This window comes from Streptomyces sp. NPDC059649, assembly GCF_042734445.1.
Classification (GTDB): domain Bacteria; phylum Actinomycetota; class Actinomycetes; order Streptomycetales; family Streptomycetaceae; genus Streptomyces.
Map to the genome: position 1 here is coordinate 474,778 of NZ_JBHWDV010000003.1, position 17,735 is coordinate 492,512.

Here is a 17,735-nt window from a genome sequence, read left to right on the forward strand (position 1 = left end):
TGCAAACCTTGGGCTGTCTGTATCGATCGATGTAGGTGGAATAGGGGGAGACTCCAGCTGTTTGACGGGCTGCCACTCACCCAGGGCAGTCTTGGCACCGCTCACCAGTGGAGGACGGAAAGTACGTGGAAACGAACGCCGCTCTTCTCGAACTCTGTCCGGGACACCTTGACCAGGACGTCCCCGGTCACCCGCACCAGCCCGCCAGGCCCCGCCTGGCGCCCCTCGCCCCCGTCCCCATATTCATCGTCCCGATCGGCGAGGACGGCCCCTCCGCGCCGCCCCCGTCCCCCTCCCCCTCCTTGTCGTACCTGCCGTCCTCGCCCTCCTTCGCCGGCTCGCCCTCCTCCTCCCGCGGCTCGGGCAGCGCACTGTCCCCGGACAGCTGTCTGGGGCTCAACGGCCATTCCGCGGCCACCCTCGACGACGCCTCCCGCCGCTGGCTGCTGGCCGGGCTCCCCGCCCGGGTGAGCGCGGCGATGGCCGAGGCCACCTACTGGGAGCTGTGCGGAACCCGCGGCCTGCTGGTCGTGGCCTGCGGGGAGGACGCCCGGCAGATGGGCTTCTCGGTGGAGTCGGTGCGCCGCGGGAGTCCGCCGCCGCACACCCCGTACGAGGTGCTGACCGCCCGGGAACTGCGGGCCGCGGACCGATGTCCGGAGACCGAGCGGGAGCGGATGATCACCCGTTTCTGGGTCCGCAAGGACGCCGCCATGCAGGCCGCCGGCGGGGGGCTGTCCATCGGTCCGGAGCGCATCGAGGCCGGTTTCCCGGCGGATCACGGCACGGTCACCGTGCCCGGCCCGTACGGCTGTGAAGTGCCGGTGTCGGTAAGGAACTTCACCTTCTCACCCTCCTACGAGTTCGCGGTGGCCACTCCGGAACCGCTGCCGCTCGCCCCCTCCTTCGCCTATTCGGTCAGCTGAATGCCCGTTCCCACATCCGGCCCGGGAATCCGGTCGGCGGGGAATTCCCGCCACTGGCCGGAATTCGGGCCGTAACGCGGGCGAACGCGGGCGACGGCACCGGTAAGGGACCACTACGGCACCGCTACCGGACGGGCAATGGACCACCCGGGTGAAACTCGCGCATGTCGCACGCCCCGGGCATGCCGAAAACCATATTGCCGGGTTACTTGGTGCCTGCCCACCGGTCGTGGCGAGAACCGCGTCACGGCGCCGCCGGAGCACAGCGGAGGATTCCCGTGATGCCGTCGCCCCTCGCCAAGCGATCCGCCCACGCGGTCCTGTCCGTGCTGCTGGCCGTGCTGACCGTCGTCGGCCTCGCCGTCCACCGGGCCGCCGCGGCCGCGCCGTCCGGGCCGGTGCCCGACTGGGAGCGGATCGCCGACTGCGAGAGCAACGGCCGCTGGCACATCAACACCGGCAACGGCTACCACGGCGGCCTGCAGATCGACCCCGCCACCTGGCGCGCCTACGGCGGCAGCCGCTACGCCCCGCGGGCCGACCTCGCCACCCGGGCCGAGCAGATCGCCGTCGGCCGGCGCATCGTCCGCGACCGCGGCCTGTCCGCCTGGCCGCGCTGCGGCTACACCCAGCAGTCCCCCCGGGCCACCACCGCGGGCCAGCAGGCCCCGCGGACCTCTGCTCCGGACCGGGAGAGCCCGCGGGCGTCCGCCCCGGACCGGGAGAGCCCGCGGGCCACCGCTCCGGACCGGGAGAGCCCGCGGGCGTCCGCCCCGGACCGGGAGAGCCCGCGGGCCACCGCCCCGGACCGGGAGAGCCCCCGGGCCTCCGCCCCGACGCAGCAGATTCCGCCGCAGCAGGCCCCGCGGACGGCGGCCCCGGCGCAGCAAGAGCCCGCGGACACCGGCCAGTTGGTCCAGCAGGCCCCGTCGACCCGGGCCCACCCCCCGGTCCGTGTCGCGGCGTACCACCACCATCCCCACCACCACCATCCCAACCGTGCGACCTACACCGTCCGTACCGGGGACTGCCTCTCCGTCATCGCCGAGCGGAACCACGTCCCCGGTGGCACCCAGGCCCTCTACGAGCTCAACAAGCACCGGCTCCCGCACGGCCCGGACCACATCTACCCGGGCCAGCGGCTGCGCCTCCGGGCGTAGCCGCCCGGGCGGATCCGGTCGGTGCGCGGGCGCGCGGGCGGTTGCGGCGGGGAGCGGCGGCCCGCCTCGGGATGCCGGGGAGACGAGGGCCGTCACGGTGAATCCAGTGGTCGGAGAGGGTGAATGCGAGGGACGGGCCGTTGCTCAGGCTTGGTACAGGCGGGCCCGCCCGGTAGCAAGACCGCGGGTTCATCCACCGCGAAGTGCAGGAGCGACAGTGAAGAAGAGAACACGCGTCAGCATCGTGATCGCAGGAGCTTGCGGCATGCTCCTGGCCGCCGGCGGGGTCAGCCCCGCCATGGCCTGGGACGGCGGGTACGGGGGGTTCGGAACGGGCGGCAACGTGATCGACAGCGACGTCTGGGCCTCCTTCCACTCCATCATCCGCTGCTCGCCGCGGGCCAAGATCTGCGTCAACGGACCGGTCAACTCCGGTAATACGAAGAACTCGCAGAACGTCCACATGTCCGGCAACAACAGCGACAGCGGCAGCCCGACCAACAGCAACGGCAACACCAACGTCGACAGCGGCGGCACGACGGGTGCCGAGAACCACACCGGCAACGACATCCAGCACAACGGCCCCGGATCGACCAAGATCTGACGCCAACTGCGGCGGCCCCGCTTCCGGGTTCGTACCGGGAAGCGGGGCCGCTGTGTGAGGTGCGGACGGGTCAGTGCAACTTGAGGATCTTCTGGACGGTGTTGCCGCTGCCCTGCTGGGCGCCGCTGACCAGGTTGGAGCTGTTGGTCGAGCCGTTGGTGTTCGCGAAGTTGCCGCTGTGGTTCGGGTTGCCGTGGTTGATGAAGTTGCCGCTGTTCAGGCTGTTGCCGCTGTGGACCGGGCCGTTGATGCAGGGCTGCGGCGACGGCGAGTTGATCCTGGGGGACTTGTAGTGGAAATCGGCCAAGCGGTTGTTGCACACCACGCCCGAAATCATGCCGGTGATGGTGCCGACGTCGGCCCCGGCCACCGCCGACAGCAATGATTCGCCCGGAATGGTCACGGCCTGGGCGGGGTTGGTGCTGAGCAGCACCAACCCACACGCCCCGATGACGGTGCCCGCCTGCGCAAGTCTTCTCACGATGCTCCCTCGCCTGTTCATCGTTCCGATGCCAGACGTATCGTGCTGCGCCCGCCGGTCCGCATCCCCCTTCAACCCGCAGGAGGTAAAACGCTCGTCGGCCAGAATCAGCCGGGTGGCCCAACAACTCGGGCCGGGGTGCTGCCGTTAGGGACGGGCCGCCCCGGCACCTCCCCCGGAGCCCCACGGGCCGTCCCAAGGTCGTGCCGGGATGGCCCCACGGGCTGCCCGGAGCCGACCGGGTGAGCCCGGGAGCGTCTCCGAGCCGTGCCGGGTCGGCCCGGGAGCGTCCCCGGTCCGTGGCCCCGGTCAGATCACCAGCCGCTCCGGCATCGGCTGCTTGACCCCGTCCAGCTCCAGCGTGCAGCGCGGCATGGACGGGACCAGGTGCGGCTGCCGCAGCAGGACCCGGAAGGGGTGGACCGGCTCGTCGGGCAGCTCACCGGTCAGCACGTTCATCCCCGGCGCGTGGTGCTTGCGGTACGCGACGACCTTGCCGTCGACGAGGAGCTCGACCTCCCCGTCCCGGCCGGGGCCGACGTTCACGGTGATCGAGTGGCCCCCCTGATCAAGGTGGAAGTGGTGGCTGTGCCCCATGGCGCACCTCCGGCAGAGCCAGGTACGGACGGCGCGGCCGCGCTCGCGGCCGTTACGACCAGCGTAGGACGACTGTCCGGCGGAGAGCGAGGCTGCGGAGGACGTCCGTCCGGCGGAGAGCGAGGATCGCGAGCGACAATGGGCGTGGGAGACGGCGATGAACGGCTCGGTGCGTGTCGGACAGATTGCCGGGGTACCGCTGCGGATGCACTGGAGCGTGCCCCTGCTGGTGGTGATGTTCGCCTACGGGCTGGGCCGGCAGGCCCTGCCCACCTGGACCCCGGGCCGGCCGGACGCGGTCTACGCCCTCGCCGGCGTCGTCGGTGCCGCGCTGCTCACCGGCAGTCTGCTGCTGCACGAGACCGCCCATGCCGCAACCGCCCGCCGGAAGCAGATCTCCGTCGAGGACGTGACGCTGTGGGCACTGGGTGGAATGACCCGGATGGGCCGGCCGCAGACCGCCGCCGCGGCCTTCGCGGTCGCCGTCAGCGGCCCGCTCACCAGCCTGCTCATCGGCGGCGCCGTGCTCGGCGCGGGCATCGGGCTGCACCAGCTCACCGGTTGGGCCGAGGTGCCCGCGGTGGTGCTGATGTGGCTCGGCTGGGCCAACCTCTTCCTCGGCGTCTTCAACCTGCTGCCGGCCGTACCGCTCGACGGCGGGCGGGTCGTCCAGGCCGTCCTGTGGTGGCGGACCGGGGACCGCGAGCGGGCCGACCTGGCGGCCTCCCGGAGCGGTCAGGTGCTCGCCGTCCTGCTGGTGGCCGGCGGCTGGATCTCCGTGCTGCGCGGCTCGCCGGGCGGACTGTGGATCGTCTTCATCGGGCTCTTCGTGATGATCGTGGCCGGTGCGGAACGCCGCCGCGCCGCGCTCCACACCGAGCTGCGCGGCCTACGGGTCGCCGACGCCATGACGACCCCGGTGACCACCGGCGCCGACTGGCTGAGCGTCCAGCGGTTCATCGACGAGGTCGCCGTGCCCTCGCACCACTCCGCCGTGCCGCTGCTGGACTTCGAGGGCCGCCCCAGCGGGCTCGTCCAGCTGCGCCGGCTGGCGGCCGTACCGGTGGCCGAACGGGACACGCTGCGGGTGCGCGAGGTGGCGGTGCCGCTGTCGCAGTGCGCGGTCGCCGCCCCGGACGAGGAACTGGGCGAGGCGGTCGACCGGATCGCGCTGCGCACCGGCCCGCGCATCCTGGTCGTCGACGGCGGCCACCTCGTCGGGATCGTCACCGCCAAGGACATCACCCGGCTCCTGCGGCGCCGCACGCTGGGCGGCACCGGCGGCCAGGGCTGACCACGGCCGGCGCACGCCGGCCGAAGAGAGACGGGACCCGCCATGCCGTACATCACCGTCACCGCCCTCAGCCATCCCGGGCTGCTGCGCGACCACAACGAGGACAGCCTGGTGGCCGGGCCGTGGACGCTGTGCGGCACGGTGACCGAGAACCCGCAGACGCTGGTGTTCCCGCTGGGCACCCCGCTCGTGGTCGCGGTCGCCGACGGCATCGGCGGACAGCCGGCCGGCGAGGTGGCCAGCGCGCTGACCGTCCGGCAACTGGCCGCGGTCGGCCCCGGGCTCGTCAGCGAACAGGCGGTCCGGGAGGCGCTGGACGTCTGCAACCGGGCGGTGTACGCGGCCGCCGGCCGGGACCCGGAGCTCAGCACCATGGGTACGACGGTCGCCGGCGCGGTCGTACTGCACGAATCCCTGCTGGTGTTCAACGTCGGCGACAGCCGGGTGCTGTCGGTGACCGAGGAGGGCCTGCACCGGATGAGCGTGGACGACAGCCCGCCGCTCGCCCCGGGCCGCCGCAGCACCTCCCTGGTCACCCAGGCGCTCGGCGGCACCCGGACGTTCAACGAGATCACCCCGCACGTCACCACCGCCCCGCTCACCCCCCGCAACCGCTACCTCGTGTGCACCGACGGCCTGACCGACCCGGTCCCCGAACCGACCCTCGGCGACCTGCTGCGCACCCATGACACCGGCCGGGCCGCCTTCGAACTGTGGAAGACCGCCATCGAGGCCGGCGGCCCGGACAACATCACGCTGGCGCTGATCGGCCTCGGGGACTGACGGCCCACGACGGCGCCGGGCCGACGGCACTCGGGGCGACGGCCCGGCGCCGCCCCCGGGACCGCATCGGCAGCCGCAGTGGGTCATCCCACACGCCCTCCCCGCACGGAACCCGCCCCCGCCCGGTGGCGTCTTCGGCCGTGGTGCAAACGGTGACGGTCCGTGGAGGAACCCGGGTGGAGCGCAGAATGCTGGGGCAGCGTTACGAGCTGGTGCAACAGCTCGGGCAGGGCGGGATGGGGACGGTCCACCGCGCCGTCGACCACCGGCTGCGCCGCACCGTCGCGGTCAAGACGCTCTCCGCCGAGCTGGCGCGGCAGCCCGAGTTCCTCAGCCGGTTCCAGCGCGAGGCGCGGGCCGCGGCCGCGCTCAACCACCCCGGCGTGGCCACCGTGCACGACGTCGGCGAGGACACCGCCGACGGGTCCACCGAGCCCTATCTGGTGATGGAGTACGTCGAGGGCCGCACCCTGAGCCGGGTCCTCGACGCGGGGCCGCTGCCGCTGGCACAGGCCGTCGACCTCACCTGCCAGGTGCTGGACGCGCTCGACCACAGCCACCGGCACGCCATCGTCCACCGCGACATCAAGCCCGCCAACGTGATGCTCACCGACGCCGGTACCGCCAAGGTCGTCGACTTCGGCATCGCCAAGGCGCTCAGCGAGATGGCCACCCGGCTGACCGGCACGGGGGTGGCGGTCGGCACGCCCGCCTACCTCGCACCGGAACAGATCAAGGGCGCCGAGACCGATCACCGCACCGACCTCTACGCGGTGGCCTGCCTGCTCCACGAACTGCTGACCGGCCGCCCGCCGTACACCGGTGACTCGCCCTTCTCCGTGATGCACCAGCACCTGGCGGCGGACCCGCTCCCGCCGTCCCGGCTCCGGCCGGACCTGCCGCCCGCGCTCGACGCGGTGATCGTCCGGGCGCTCCACAAGGACCGCGACGGCCGCTACCCGAGCGCCGCCGCGATGCGCACCGCCCTCACCGCGGCCACCGCCGCCCCCGCGGCCGTACCCGCCGCGGTCCCGACCCCCACCGCCCTCGATCCGCGGGCGGTGGCCCCGGCCGGACCGGCCCACTCGCACGATCCGGACCGGGCGCGCGCTGCGGACCCCTCGCACGAGCCGGGCCGTTCGCACGACCCGACCCCCTCGCACGATCCGGCCGCCTCGCGCGATGCCGGCCCCTCGCAGGCCCCGGGCCCCGCGCCGGAGTCCGCACCGCGGCCGCGGCGCCGGCGGCTGCCCGGCCGGGTGGTCTTCCGGCCCACGCCCGAGGGTGCGGTCGCCCTGCTCGGCTGTGTGCTGTCGCTGGTCATCTCCCGTTCGCAGGTGATCGAGGTGGGCCAGTTCTCCCGCGTCGCGCTGCTCGCCGCGGTCGCCGGTGCGGTGCTGCTGCTCTGGTCGGCGCGGCTCGCCTGCGCGGTGGTGTGGGGCCCGGTCGCCGAGGCCGTGGCCGTATGGTCCGAACTGGCCCGTGGCTATGTCGGCTGGGACACCCACTACGTCGTCATCGCCCTGCTCCTCGCGGTCGTCGCCGCACTGTGCTTCGTCGCCGGCTACCGGGACGAACGCTCCGGTGGCTTCGCGCTGGTGGCCTTCTGGTTCACCGCCCTCACCGCCATCTGGTTCTTCCTGGACGACCTACGCAAGATAGGCGTCTTCTACGTCCTCCTCCTCGCCGTCACCCTCGCCATCGGCACCCAGGTCCTCAAGTCCCGGACGCGGGCGGGCACTTGACCCGCTACGGGTGACGTCCGGCAGTGGGTCCGCCTGCCGGGCCAGGTCGAGCAGGGCCCGTACGGCGGGCTCGGCCAGGCCGAGGCGGGGGTGCCACTGGGCGAGGATGGCGACCGGCTGGAGGCGTTCGGTCAGCCGCAGTGCGGTCAGTTCGCCGGCCGCCAGTTCGCGGGCGATCGCCAGTTCCGGCAGCAGGGCCACGCCGTGCCCGTGCCCGGCCAGCCGCAGCAGTGCGGAGAGCGAGCCCACGACCATCGTGAGCTGGGCGCCGGCGAGCAGGTCCCGGCCGAGGCGGTCCACCAGCATCTCGGAGGTGCAGTTCCGCTCGGCGACCAGGAAGTCGTAGCCGAGCAACTCCGCGGGCGGCACCGTGTCCTGCCGGGCCAGCGGGTGGCCGGGGGCGACCACCAGGACGGTGCGGTCGTGGCCCACCACGGCGTGCGGGCCGAGCGCCCGTACCCCGTTGTCGTACTGGAACACCAGGTCCAGCTCGCCCGCGGCGAAGGCTTGGTGGAGGCGGCTGCGGCTGGTCACCGTCAGCTCGATGTCGGCGCTCGCGCCGGGGCCGCCCGCGCCGTACTCCAGCGCCGCCAGCACCTCCGGCAGCCAGGCGTGGGCGAGCGATTCCTGGGCGCCGATCCGCAGCCGCGGGCGGTCCCCGAGCGCGGCCCGGCGCATCCGGTCCTCCAGCACCAGCGCCTCGCGGGCATGCGGCAGCAGTCGCCGCCCGGCGTCGGTGAGCGTCGCGCCGGTCCCGCCGCGGGTCAGTACGGTCGCGCCCAACTCGGCCTCCAGCCGCTTGAGTTGGGCGCTCACGCTCGACTGGGCGTAGCCCAGCTGCTGGGCGGCTGCGGAGATCCCGCCGTGCTCGGCCACGGCGACGAAGGCACGCAGATAGCGAGTGTCCACCCGTTCAGGATGCCACCGGCCGCCGGCGACCCTGAGGGGGCGGTGGCCGCTTCCGTGGCGCCGGCCATCGGAATTCCCGATGGGCCCATCGGAAGTGCGTCGTCGCGCGCCGAGCGGACCTCGGGCGACGGTTCTCCCATGTCCACCGAGTCCACCGACAGTTGTCCCACCACCGACAGTTCTGCGACCACCGACAGTTCTGCGACCGCCGACAGTTCTGCGACCGCCGACAGTTCTCCGATCGTCCCGTCGTCCGCCCCGCCGACCGCCCCGCCGTCCGTCCCGTCCCGTTCGCGGCTCGCCTTTGCCGGTATCGCGGCCGGGAATCTGCTCGTCCTCCTCGACACCTCCATCCTCAACGTCGCCGTCCCCGACCTGGAGCGCGACCTCCACCCGTCGCCCGCCGCGCTGCCCTGGGCCGTCGACGCCTACACCGTCGTCTTCGCCGGACTGCTGCTCGCCGCCGGGGTGTTCGCCGATCGCTGGGGTGCCCGCCGGCTCTACCGCGGTGCGCTCTGCGCGTTCGCCGTGCTGTCCGCGCTCTGCGCCGCCGCCCCGGACGCCGGTCTGCTGATCGCCGGCCGGGCACTGCTCGGTGCCGCCGGTGCCGGGCTGGTGCCCGCCTCGCTCGCCCTGTTGATCGCGCTCCACCCGGATCCCGGCCGCCGCGCCCGCGCCATCGGCGCCTGGGCCGCGCTGAGCGGGCTGGGTGCCGCCGCCGGGCCGGTCCTGGGCGGTGCCCTGGTCGAACTCGGCGGCTGGCAGCTGGTGTTCCTGGTGAACCCGCCGCTCGCGCTGGCCGCGCTGCTGCTGGCCCGTCGGCTGCCGGCCCCGCCGGTCCGGGCCACCCGGGCCGTCGACCGCACCGGTCTGCTGCTGTCCACCGCCGCGCTCGGGGCGCTCACCTTCGGCCTGGTCGAGTCGGGGCTCGACGGCTGGGCCGCACCCGCCGCCTGGCTTCCGATCGTCGCCGCACTGCTCGCCTTCGCCGTACTGGCCCTTTGGGAACGCCGGGCCGCCGCACCCGTCCTCCCGCCCGCGCTGTTCGCCCTGCCGCGGGTCCGCGTCGCCATGGTGGCCGCGGCGGTGTCCTGCTTCGCCTACTTCGGCGGGCTCTACACGCTCAGCGTGTGGCTGCAGCACGCGTACGCGCTCTCGCCGTTCCGGGCCGGTCTGGCCGTCCTGCCGCTCACCTTCCCGGTGTGTGTGATGCCGTTCTTCACCGGGCGGCTGGTGGCGCGGTACGGGGCGCGCCCGGTGTTGCTGGCCGGCATGTCCGCCGCCGCGCTGGCGGGTGTGCTGCTGGCCTGCGCCACCGGCCCGCATCCGCCGCTGCCGCTCCTCCTCGCGGCGGAACTCGCGCTGGCCGCCACCGGCACCCTGTCCATCCCCGGCGCCGCCGCCGAGATGGCCGTCGCCGCGCCGCCGGAGGCCGCCGCGACCGGCCAGGGGGCCCTGAACGGCATCCGTCAGGCGGGCTCCGCGCTCGGGGTCGCCGTCCTCGGCACCCTGCCCGGGCTGTCCGTGGCGGGAGCCGTGCTGGTGGTCGTCGGGCTGCTCGCCGTCGTCTTCCTCGCGCGGGGCGGGCGAGTGGTCCAGGGCGCCGCCTGAAAGCTGGGCAGGAACGCAGCGCCGTCGCCCAGGAATTGGTCTATTCCTGTCTTGGTCCAGTCCATTGACGGGTCGTCGTCCACGGGGCTATCCCATATCTCACGCCAACTTCCCTGACATGCAACTTCCCTTGCATGAAAGGGAATTGGCGGAGAGTCCTTCCCCCTTCCCCCTCCTCACCCCTTGGACAGACATGAGACGTACGCGCTCCTTCCGGGCGGCTCTCGCGGCCGCCGTCACCGCGGTGGCCGCGGCCGGGCTGACCGCGCTGGGCGGCGGCACCGCCCACGCGGCGACCCCTCTTCCGGACCGGGTCTTCGCCCCCTACGTCGAGACCTGGACCGGTGAGAGCCCCGCCGCGCTGGCCGCCGCGTCGGGCGCGAAGCACCTGACCATGGCCTTCCTCCAGACGGAGGCCAAGGGCTCGTGCACGCCGTACTGGAACGGCAACACCGGGCTGCCGGTCTCCCCGGCCGCGTTCGGCGACGACATCAAGACCCTCCAGGCCCGCGGCGGGGACGCCATCCCCTCGTTCGGTGGCTACGCCGCCGACACCACCGGCACCGAGATCGCCGACAGCTGTACGGACGTGAGCAGGATCGCCGCCGCCTACGAGAAGGTCATCACGACCTACGACGTCGCCCGGCTCGACATGGACGTCGAGGTCGACTCGCTGAACAACACCGCCGGCATCGACCGCCGGAACAAGGCCCTCAAGCAGGTCCAGGACTGGGCCGCGGCCAACGGGCGCCCCCTGCAGATCTCCTACACCCTGCCGACCACCACCCACGGCCTCGCCGACAGCGGTCTCGCCGTACTGCGGAACGCGGTGAGCAACGGCACGCGGGTGGACGTCGCCAACCTCATGACGTTCGACTACTACGACAACGCCACCCACGACATGGCGGCCGACACCAGGACCGCCGCCCAGGGCCTGCACGACCAGCTGGCCCAGCTCTACCCCGGCAAGTCCACCGCCCAGCTGTGGGGAATGATCGGCGTCACCGAGATGCCCGGGGTCGACGATTTCGGCCCGGCCGAGACCTTCACCCTGGCCCATGCCACCCAGGTCTACGACTGGGCGGTCGCCAAGGGCATCAACACCCTGTCGTTCTGGGCGCTCCAACGGGACAACGGCGGCTGCCCCGGCGGCAAGGCCGCGGACAACTGCTCCGGCATCCAGCAGAACACCTGGGACTTCACCCATGTCTTCGCGCCCTTCACGGGCGGCACGGGCACACCGGCCGACGACCTCTCGGTGACCGCCGCACCGGCCGCCGGTTCGGTCGCCGCGGGCAGGACGGCCACCACCACGGTGAAGACGGCGGTGACCGCGGGCGCCGCGCAGCCGGTGAAGCTCACGGTCGGCGGCGCCCCCGCGGGCGTCACCGCCTCGTTCAGCCCGGCCTCGGTGACCGCCGGCGGTTCCTCGACGCTCACCCTCGCCACGACCCCGGCGACCGCCTCGGGCACCTACACCCTCACGGTCACCGGTACGGGCACCAAAGGCAGCCACACCACCACGTACGCCCTGACCGTCACCGGCGGCAGCGGCCACCAGTGCACCGCCGCGGCCTGGTCCGCCGGCACCGTCTACACCGGCGGACAGCAGGTCTCCCACCAGGGCCACACCTGGAAGGCCAAGTGGTGGACGACCGGCGAGGAGCCCGGCACCACCGGTGAATGGGGCGTCTGGCAGGACCTCGGGGCCTGCTGAACGACGGCCCGGCCGGTCAGAGGCAGACGACGCCGAGCACGCAGAGGTGGGACGGCGAGGTCGGCTCGGTCGACGGCGACGTCGAGGGCTGCTGCTCCGGGGCCTTCGGCGTCGTCGAGGACGAGCCCGAGTCCGCACCCGAGGCGGCGGGCTGCTGCGCCGAGGAGCCGCCCGAGCCGTCGTCGGAGTGTCCGGAGGAGGCCGGGGCGGCGGCCGCGGGTGCCGTGTCGGTGTGGCCGGAGTGCCCGCCCGGGGCGGGGGCGGCCGCGGTGTGCGGTGCCGCGCTCGGGGCGGCGGGGCGCGTCGGGGCGGCGGAGGGCTGCTGCGCGGCCGCCGGTGCGGAGGAGTGGCCGGCGGCGGAGTCGGGCTTGCGGTGGCGGCCCAGGGGCGCGCGGTCCCCGGGCTGCCGGGAGGCCCGGTCGTCCGGCTCCTGCGACGCGGTCGGGGTGCCGGGCGCGGACACGGTCTCCGGGTCCGGTGCCGCGGACGCCTCGGTGTGCGCGGTGGCGGGCCGGTTGTTCTGCAGCAGCGTCGCGGTCAGACCGCCGCCGACCAGCGCGAACGCGGTGGCGGCCACCGCCCGGCGGCGGTACTTCTTCCACCGCGCCAGCTGCCGGCGCCGGGCGGCGCGGCCCTGTCCGGTGCCGGTGGCGGTCGGGACGTCCGCGCCTTCGGAGGCCGCGAGGCCCGCCTCCGGTGCGGATCCGGCAGCCCTTGCCGCCGGCGTCATGGCGTCCTCGTAGGGAGCGGCGGCCGTGGCCTCCGGTATCTGCCAGGACTCCCACAGCGCGGCCGCCTCGGCACCCGTCCGGGACTGCTGCTGGGTGGGTGGGGCTATGTCCGGGGCGTAATCACCACAACCCGGGCATACGAGCGCCCCGTTGAGGTTCCGGCGGCACGAGGAGCAGTAGTCCATCTGCGAGCTTTCTGTGCTGTCGCGCCGCCAGGGGCGCCGGAGACCGGATCTTCATCGCACTCGGTATCGAGCGATCAGCAACGCTAACGGCACCCCCCGCACACGGCACGAAGAGGTTGTGACGCTTCCGTGGAGATTCCCGGGCAGCGGCCCCGGCATGACCGACAAGCCCTGATGAATCCGTTACGGGCAGGCTGGACTTCGCCGTTTCCTTGTGCGACATGGATCACAGAACGGCCCTCGCCGTACCGGCCGGGGGGCCCGCCGTACGGGCTTCCCTACGATGGGCCGGTGAGCATCCGCGAGCACGCCTCCGCCCCGCCGCCCCGGCCGCGGCTGAAGGTGCTGCTCGTCCTCACCGTGCTGGCGGGTCTGCTGGGCATGCACGGACTGGCGAACGCCGGTGCACCGCCGACCACCCCGTCCCGGCCGCACGCCGCCCACCAGCACCGGCCGATGACGGCGAGGGCCACCCCGGCCCCGGCCCCGGCCCTGGTCTCGGCTTCCCACGCCCACGGGCCGCACGCCTGCTGCCCGGACCACGGTGACAGCGGTAAGGACAGCGACGGAGGCCAGGGGCACGCCCACCACGCCGACCCGACCTGCGCCTCGGCCGCGCTGCCCGGCGCCGTGGTCCTGCCCGCGCTGCCCGCGTCCCTGACCGGCACCGCCGATCACGCGGCGCCCCTGGCCGGCCGGCTGGCGGACGGCACCACCGGTGCCCGCGCCCCGCCCTCCCTCGCCCAGCTCCAGGTCCTGCGGATATAGGACGCGCCCGCCCGGCGCGGCGCCGTACGCCCTCATGGCCGGCCCGCGCCACGGACGAGCACGCCTTCCCTCCACTGATCGACGCACTGGTCGATGCACCGATCGACGCACCGATCGACCGCTGATCGATCCACTGACCCAGGAGCTCTGCGTGATGCACGCAACCTGTTCTGCCCGCACCGTTCCGATCCGTCGCGCCGCGCTGGCGGCGGCCGCCGTGACCGCTGCGGCCCTCACCCTGTCCGCCTGCGGCAGCGAGGGCGGCAAGACCGACGGCACCTCCCCGAGCGGCCGGCCGTCCGCCGCGGCCGGCGCGTCCGCGGGCACCCACAACGCCGCCGATGTCACCTTCGCGAAGGGGATGATCCCGCACCACCGGCAGGCCGTGGCCATGGCGGACCTGGCCGCGACCCGGGCCGGTTCGGCCGACGTCAAGGCACTCGCCGCCGCGATCAAGAAGGCCCAGGACCCGGAGATCACCAAGATGTCCGGCTGGCTGAAGTCCTGGGGCGAGAAGGTCCCGCAGGACCAGGACATGGCCGGGATGCACGGCGGCACACACGGCATGGAAGGCATGCCGGGCATGGACCACGGTGAGGGCGCCGGCGAGGCCATGCCCGGCATGATGAGTGCCCAGGAGATGGCGACGATGAAGAACGCCACCGGGAAGGCGTTCGACACCCAGTTCCTGAAGCTGATGGTCAAGCACCACCAGGGCGCGGTCGAGATGGCCGGCACCGAGCGGAAGCAGGGCGCGTACGGCCCGGCCAAGAAGCTCGCCGGTGACATCATCACCGCCCAGAACGCGGAGATCGCCACGATGCGGAAGCTGCTCGGCTGACGCGTCGTCTCCCGCGGCACCCAGGGAACGGGGCGGGCACCCGGAGCACCGGTGCCCGCCCCTTCGCTCATGGCCGCGCGCCTACTCCTCGTAGAAGTTGTTCACCACGACGTCCGGTTCGTCGTCGTCGAAGGCCTCGTTGAGGAGGGCGCCGCCGACCAGTCCGGCCGCGCCGGCGCCGATCAGCGCACCGGTGCCGAACCGCCGCCCGCCGCCCTGCTGGTGGTGGTCCGGCTGCTGCGGATAACCCTGCTGCACCGGCTGCGGGTAGCCCTGCGGGTAACCCTGCGGATTCCCCTGCGCGTACGGGTCCGGGTATCCGGCCTGGGGCGCGGTGTAGTACGGCGGCGGCGTGGTCCGGACGCGCTGGGCGCAGCCGGGGCACGCCTGGATCTGGCGCGGAACGCCCCACTGCGGGGACCAGGTGACGGGCGTGCTGCCGGGGCCGTGGCCGGGGTCGAAGAAGCAGGTCATGGCGGAACTCCCGGTGGAGGAGGGGGCGGATGAGGGGTACGGGGCCGGCGGGGCGGCGGCCGGCGGGGCCGGCTCGGCGGACAGGGGCGCTGCGCCCGGTGCGGCGGCCGGCGGTTGGGGACGCAGGACGTCGACGCCGAAGTCCTGCGCGATACCGGCCAACCCGGACGCATAGCCCTGGCCGATGGCCCGGAACTTCCACTCCGCGCCGTGCCGGTAGAGCTCGCCGAAGACCATGGCGGTCTCGGTGGCCGCGTCCCCGCGCAGGTCGTAGCGGGCCAGTTCGGTGCCGCTGGTCTCGTCGACGACGCGGATGTGGGCGCGGTGGACCTGGCCGAAGCTCTGCCCGCGCTGCTCGGCCTCGTAGAGCGAGACCGGGAAGACGATCTTCTCGACCTCGGGCGGGACCGCGGTCAGGTCGATGTGGATCCGTTCGTCGTCACCGCCGCTGCCGCCGGCCGGTGCGCTGCCGGAGTGGCGGACCGATCCGTCGGGACTGCGGAGGTTGTTGAAGAAGACGAAGTGGTCGTCGGAGAGGACCTTGCCGCCCCCGTCGCACAGCAGGGCGCTGGCGTCCAGGTCGAAGCCGGTCCCGCCCGCGGCTCCCGCGGTGGCGGCCACCTGCCAGCCCAGCCCGACGCATACGGCGGTCAGGCCGGGCGCCTGTTTGCTGAGCGACACATTGCCGCCCTTGGTCAGGGCCACACTCATCTGCTCCTCCACAATTGTCCGGGTGTGCAACATCCGTCGGCTTCAACGCGGGGCGGGCGCCCGGGGTTCCAGAGTTGCGCAATCCGTGAAGTGACGAAGGGCGGGCGGTGGCCGCGACGTGAGGGGAGGTCAGCTCACACGTCGCCGGAGGCCAGTAGCTCCAGCGCCCGCTGCCAGGCCGGTGACGACTCCGCGACATGGGCGTCCATCAGGCTGACGGCTTCCGGCCGGGCCGCCGCCGCTCCCCGCTGCGGCCCGGCGGCCCAGGCGGCGATGTCAGCGGCGAGCCGGTCGACCCTCGGATCGTCGGGGTCCCAGTCCAGCGCCTGATCGCAGGCCCGGTAGATCCGCAGGAACTCCGGGTCCGCGAGGGCCGCGTGCTTCCCGGCGACCCACTCGGGGACCGACTCCGGTGACAGTGCGACCAGCATGATCCAGGAGTCGCGCTCGATGCGTACCATCCGCTCGCCGACGCCGAGGGCGCGCAGCCGGTCGAGGATCTCGACGACCTCGGCGGGCAGGAACAGCCCGTCGCCGGCGGCGAGTTCGGCGATCCGCCGCCGGTGCCGGCCGAGCTCGCGGATCTTCCGCCGCAACGCCTCGTCGATGTCGGTGACCGCCGCGGCGAACTCCGCGGGCCGGGCGTGCAGCAGTTCGCCGATCCGGGCCAGCGGCACCCCGGCATCGGCCAGCGTCTTGATCCGGATCAGGTCCACCACCGCCTGGGCGCCGTAGCGCCGGTAGCCCGAGGCGTCGCGTTCCGGTTCGGGCAGCAGGCCACGCTGGTGGTAGTGGCGGACCGCCCGCACCGTCACACCGGCCCGGGCGGCGAGCCGGCCGATGGTCAGCATCGGGATCCCCTTCCGGTGCACCTCAGCACACCCGCTGCCACAGATCGCGGACGGCCCGGGTGACGGCGTCCGCAGCGTCGATGTGGAGCGTACTGTGCCGCGCCTCCGCGAGGACGCGGTGCTCCCCGTGCGTGACCGAGGCGGCCAGCGCCGAGTGGAGCTGACGCTTGCCCTCGGCCAGCCGGCGCAGCGCCTTGGGAGGCATCAGCAACCGCATCGCCGGGTCGACGCCCAGCGCGCTGAGCGCGATCACCGGCACGTCGGGCACCGGCCCACCGGCCCGCAACTCGTCGCGCCACTCCGGCTGGTTGCTGCGCTCCCGCGCCCCGGCGCGCAGTTGCGCCAGATCCAGATGGCGCGTGATCAGCCGCTCACGGACCGCCTGCGGCCACTGCGCGAACATCCGCCGGTACAGGCCGCGCGAGAGCCGCCCGACGAGCCGGAGCGGCAGGTCGCCGGGGACCTTCAGCGTCTTGAGCGGCGGCAGGTAGGCCTCCCAGTCCTCGTGGAACGCGTCCAGGTAGCCGATGCCCGCCACCTCGCCGGGGAACAGCTGCGCGAAACGCCGCGCGTACGCCCCGCCGAGCGAGTGCCCCACCAGTACGTACGGCCCGGGCACCGCGGCCGCGCGCAGCAGTGCGTGCAGTTCCCGGGCGACCTCGGCGGCACTGCGCGGCAGATCGGCGGTGCCGCTCCAGCCGGTGCCGGCCCGGTCGTAGAGGACGGAGGTGGTGAAGGTGGCGACCCGGTCGTGGATGTTCAGGTAGTCCAGCCCGAAGGCGCTGGCGCCGGGGAGGAAGACGACGGCCGGGCCGCCGGTGCCCGAGCGGTGCAGGAGCAACTGCCGGCCGTCGACGTCGTGGAGGCGGCCCATCGGGGCCTGCGGGGAAGCGGTCATGCGGTGATGGTCCGACCCTGACGCAGGGTCAAGGTCAAGCCGAATCGCTACGGTGGCGCGCCGGCGTGCACGGCGGAATGTGTTACGCGACGCTCCCACCCGTATAGGGGGTTTCGTTCCCTGCCTTGCGCTATGGGCGTTTTCCGGGCCGGGGCGCGGAGACGCTTCCGGGCGAGTGTGCCCTCACCTTCAGGAGGAACCATGCGCATCCGTACCGCACTTGCCGCCACGGCCCTGACCGCCACCGCCGTCCTGGGTGGCGCCGGTGTCGCCGCCGCCGACTCGGGGGCAGGGGGTGCGGCCTGGTACTCACCAGGTGTCATCTCCGGCAACACCATCCAGGTCCCGGTCCATCTGCCGATCAACCTGTGTGGCAACAGCATCGACATCATCGGGCTGTTCAACTCGGCCACCAGCAACACCTGTTGAGCGACTGACCGGACAGCCCA

Annotated in this window: 18 protein-coding genes; 11 read left to right on the forward strand and 7 right to left on the reverse strand. The window is 73.4% G+C overall.

Annotation, left to right across the window (positions count from 1 at the left end; translation table 11 throughout):
• Positions 1–125 precede the first annotated feature (125 nt).
• The 3 genes from ACFV1J_RS07945 (at position 126) to ACFV1J_RS07955 (ending at position 2,690) form a co-directional block, all read left to right on the forward strand.
• A complete protein-coding gene (locus tag ACFV1J_RS07945) occupies positions 126–926 on the forward strand; it encodes a hypothetical protein (RefSeq protein WP_385856384.1) in 801 nt (266 codons plus the stop codon).
• 281 nt (positions 927–1,207) lie between these two features.
• Positions 1,208–2,086 (forward strand): transglycosylase family protein, encoded by an 879-nt coding sequence (locus ACFV1J_RS07950; RefSeq protein ID WP_385856385.1) that lies wholly within the window; start codon positions 1,208–1,210, stop codon positions 2,084–2,086.
• A 265-nt stretch (positions 2,087–2,351) separates the two neighbouring features.
• Positions 2,352–2,690, forward strand: coding sequence for a hypothetical protein (locus ACFV1J_RS07955; RefSeq protein ID WP_385856386.1), 339 nt, complete (start codon positions 2,352–2,354; stop codon positions 2,688–2,690).
• 70 nt (positions 2,691–2,760) lie between these two features.
• Here the strand turns inward: ACFV1J_RS07955 and ACFV1J_RS07960 are convergent, their stop codons facing one another.
• Positions 2,761–3,171 (reverse strand): hypothetical protein, encoded by a 411-nt coding sequence (locus ACFV1J_RS07960; RefSeq protein WP_385856387.1) that lies wholly within the window; start codon positions 3,169–3,171, stop codon positions 2,761–2,763.
• 309 nt (positions 3,172–3,480) lie between these two features.
• The gene (locus ACFV1J_RS07965; protein WP_385856388.1) at positions 3,481–3,768 is read right to left on the reverse strand and encodes a hypothetical protein; all 288 of its coding nucleotides are present in this window, start codon (positions 3,766–3,768) and stop codon (positions 3,481–3,483) included.
• Positions 3,769–3,925: 157 nt separating this feature from the next.
• On the opposite strand from ACFV1J_RS07965, the gene ACFV1J_RS07970 reads away from it, so the two are divergent.
• The 3 genes from ACFV1J_RS07970 to ACFV1J_RS07980 all read left to right on the forward strand — a co-directional run bounded on the left by ACFV1J_RS07970 (position 3,926) and on the right by ACFV1J_RS07980 (position 7,590).
• Positions 3,926–5,062: a site-2 protease family protein gene (locus ACFV1J_RS07970; protein WP_385856389.1), complete on the forward strand. Its 1,137-nt coding sequence runs from the start codon at positions 3,926–3,928 to the stop codon at positions 5,060–5,062.
• 42 nt (positions 5,063–5,104) lie between these two features.
• Entirely contained in the window at positions 5,105–5,845 is a 741-nt protein-coding gene (locus ACFV1J_RS07975; protein WP_385856390.1) for a PP2C family protein-serine/threonine phosphatase, read from the forward strand.
• Between the two features lie 176 nt (positions 5,846–6,021).
• On the forward strand, positions 6,022–7,590 hold the full coding sequence (locus ACFV1J_RS07980) for a protein kinase (protein ID WP_385856391.1): 1,569 nt from the start codon (positions 6,022–6,024) through the stop codon (positions 7,588–7,590).
• Here the strand turns inward: ACFV1J_RS07980 and ACFV1J_RS07985 are convergent.
• Entirely contained in the window at positions 7,495–8,499 is a 1,005-nt protein-coding gene (locus ACFV1J_RS07985; protein ID WP_385856392.1) for a LysR family transcriptional regulator, read from the reverse strand. The genes ACFV1J_RS07980 and ACFV1J_RS07985 overlap by 96 nt on opposite strands.
• Positions 8,500–8,637: 138 nt before the next feature.
• On the opposite strand from ACFV1J_RS07985, the gene ACFV1J_RS07990 reads away from it, so the two are divergent.
• Complete coding sequence (locus ACFV1J_RS07990; protein WP_385856393.1) at positions 8,638–10,110, forward strand: MFS transporter; 1,473 nt, start codon at positions 8,638–8,640, stop codon at positions 10,108–10,110.
• Positions 10,111–10,303: 193 nt separating this feature from the next.
• A complete protein-coding gene (locus ACFV1J_RS07995; RefSeq protein ID WP_385856394.1) occupies positions 10,304–11,827 on the forward strand; it encodes a chitinase in 1,524 nt (507 codons plus the stop codon).
• A gap of 16 nt (positions 11,828–11,843) precedes the next feature.
• Here ACFV1J_RS07995 and ACFV1J_RS08000 read toward each other — a convergent pair whose 3' ends face one another.
• Positions 11,844–12,743: a hypothetical protein gene (locus ACFV1J_RS08000; protein WP_385856395.1), complete on the reverse strand. Its 900-nt coding sequence runs from the start codon at positions 12,741–12,743 to the stop codon at positions 11,844–11,846.
• Between the two features lie 291 nt (positions 12,744–13,034).
• Here ACFV1J_RS08000 and ACFV1J_RS08005 point away from each other — a divergent pair, with 291 nt between their 5' ends.
• Together ACFV1J_RS08005 and ACFV1J_RS08010 are read left to right on the forward strand one after the other, a co-directional pair.
• Positions 13,035–13,511, forward strand: a complete 477-nt coding sequence (locus ACFV1J_RS08005) for a DUF6153 family protein (protein ID WP_385856396.1) — start codon at positions 13,035–13,037, stop codon at positions 13,509–13,511.
• A gap of 154 nt (positions 13,512–13,665) precedes the next feature.
• Complete coding sequence (locus tag ACFV1J_RS08010; RefSeq protein WP_385856437.1) at positions 13,666–14,352, forward strand: DUF305 domain-containing protein; 687 nt, start codon at positions 13,666–13,668, stop codon at positions 14,350–14,352.
• A gap of 81 nt (positions 14,353–14,433) precedes the next feature.
• Here ACFV1J_RS08010 and ACFV1J_RS08015 read toward each other — a convergent pair whose 3' ends face one another.
• From ACFV1J_RS08015 to ACFV1J_RS08025, 3 genes are all read right to left on the reverse strand, one after another.
• Positions 14,434–15,537: a TerD family protein gene (locus ACFV1J_RS08015; RefSeq protein ID WP_385856397.1), complete on the reverse strand. Its 1,104-nt coding sequence runs from the start codon at positions 15,535–15,537 to the stop codon at positions 14,434–14,436.
• Between the two features lie 134 nt (positions 15,538–15,671).
• Positions 15,672–16,388 (reverse strand): MerR family transcriptional regulator, encoded by a 717-nt coding sequence (locus ACFV1J_RS08020; protein ID WP_385856398.1) that lies wholly within the window; start codon positions 16,386–16,388, stop codon positions 15,672–15,674.
• Between the two features lie 22 nt (positions 16,389–16,410).
• A complete protein-coding gene (locus ACFV1J_RS08025; protein WP_385856399.1) occupies positions 16,411–17,286 on the reverse strand; it encodes an alpha/beta fold hydrolase in 876 nt (291 codons plus the stop codon).
• Positions 17,287–17,487: 201 nt separating this feature from the next.
• Here ACFV1J_RS08025 and ACFV1J_RS08030 point away from each other — a divergent pair, with 201 nt between their 5' ends.
• Complete coding sequence (locus tag ACFV1J_RS08030) at positions 17,488–17,715, forward strand: chaplin (RefSeq protein ID WP_385856400.1); 228 nt, start codon at positions 17,488–17,490, stop codon at positions 17,713–17,715.
• Positions 17,716–17,735: the final 20 nt, after the last annotated feature.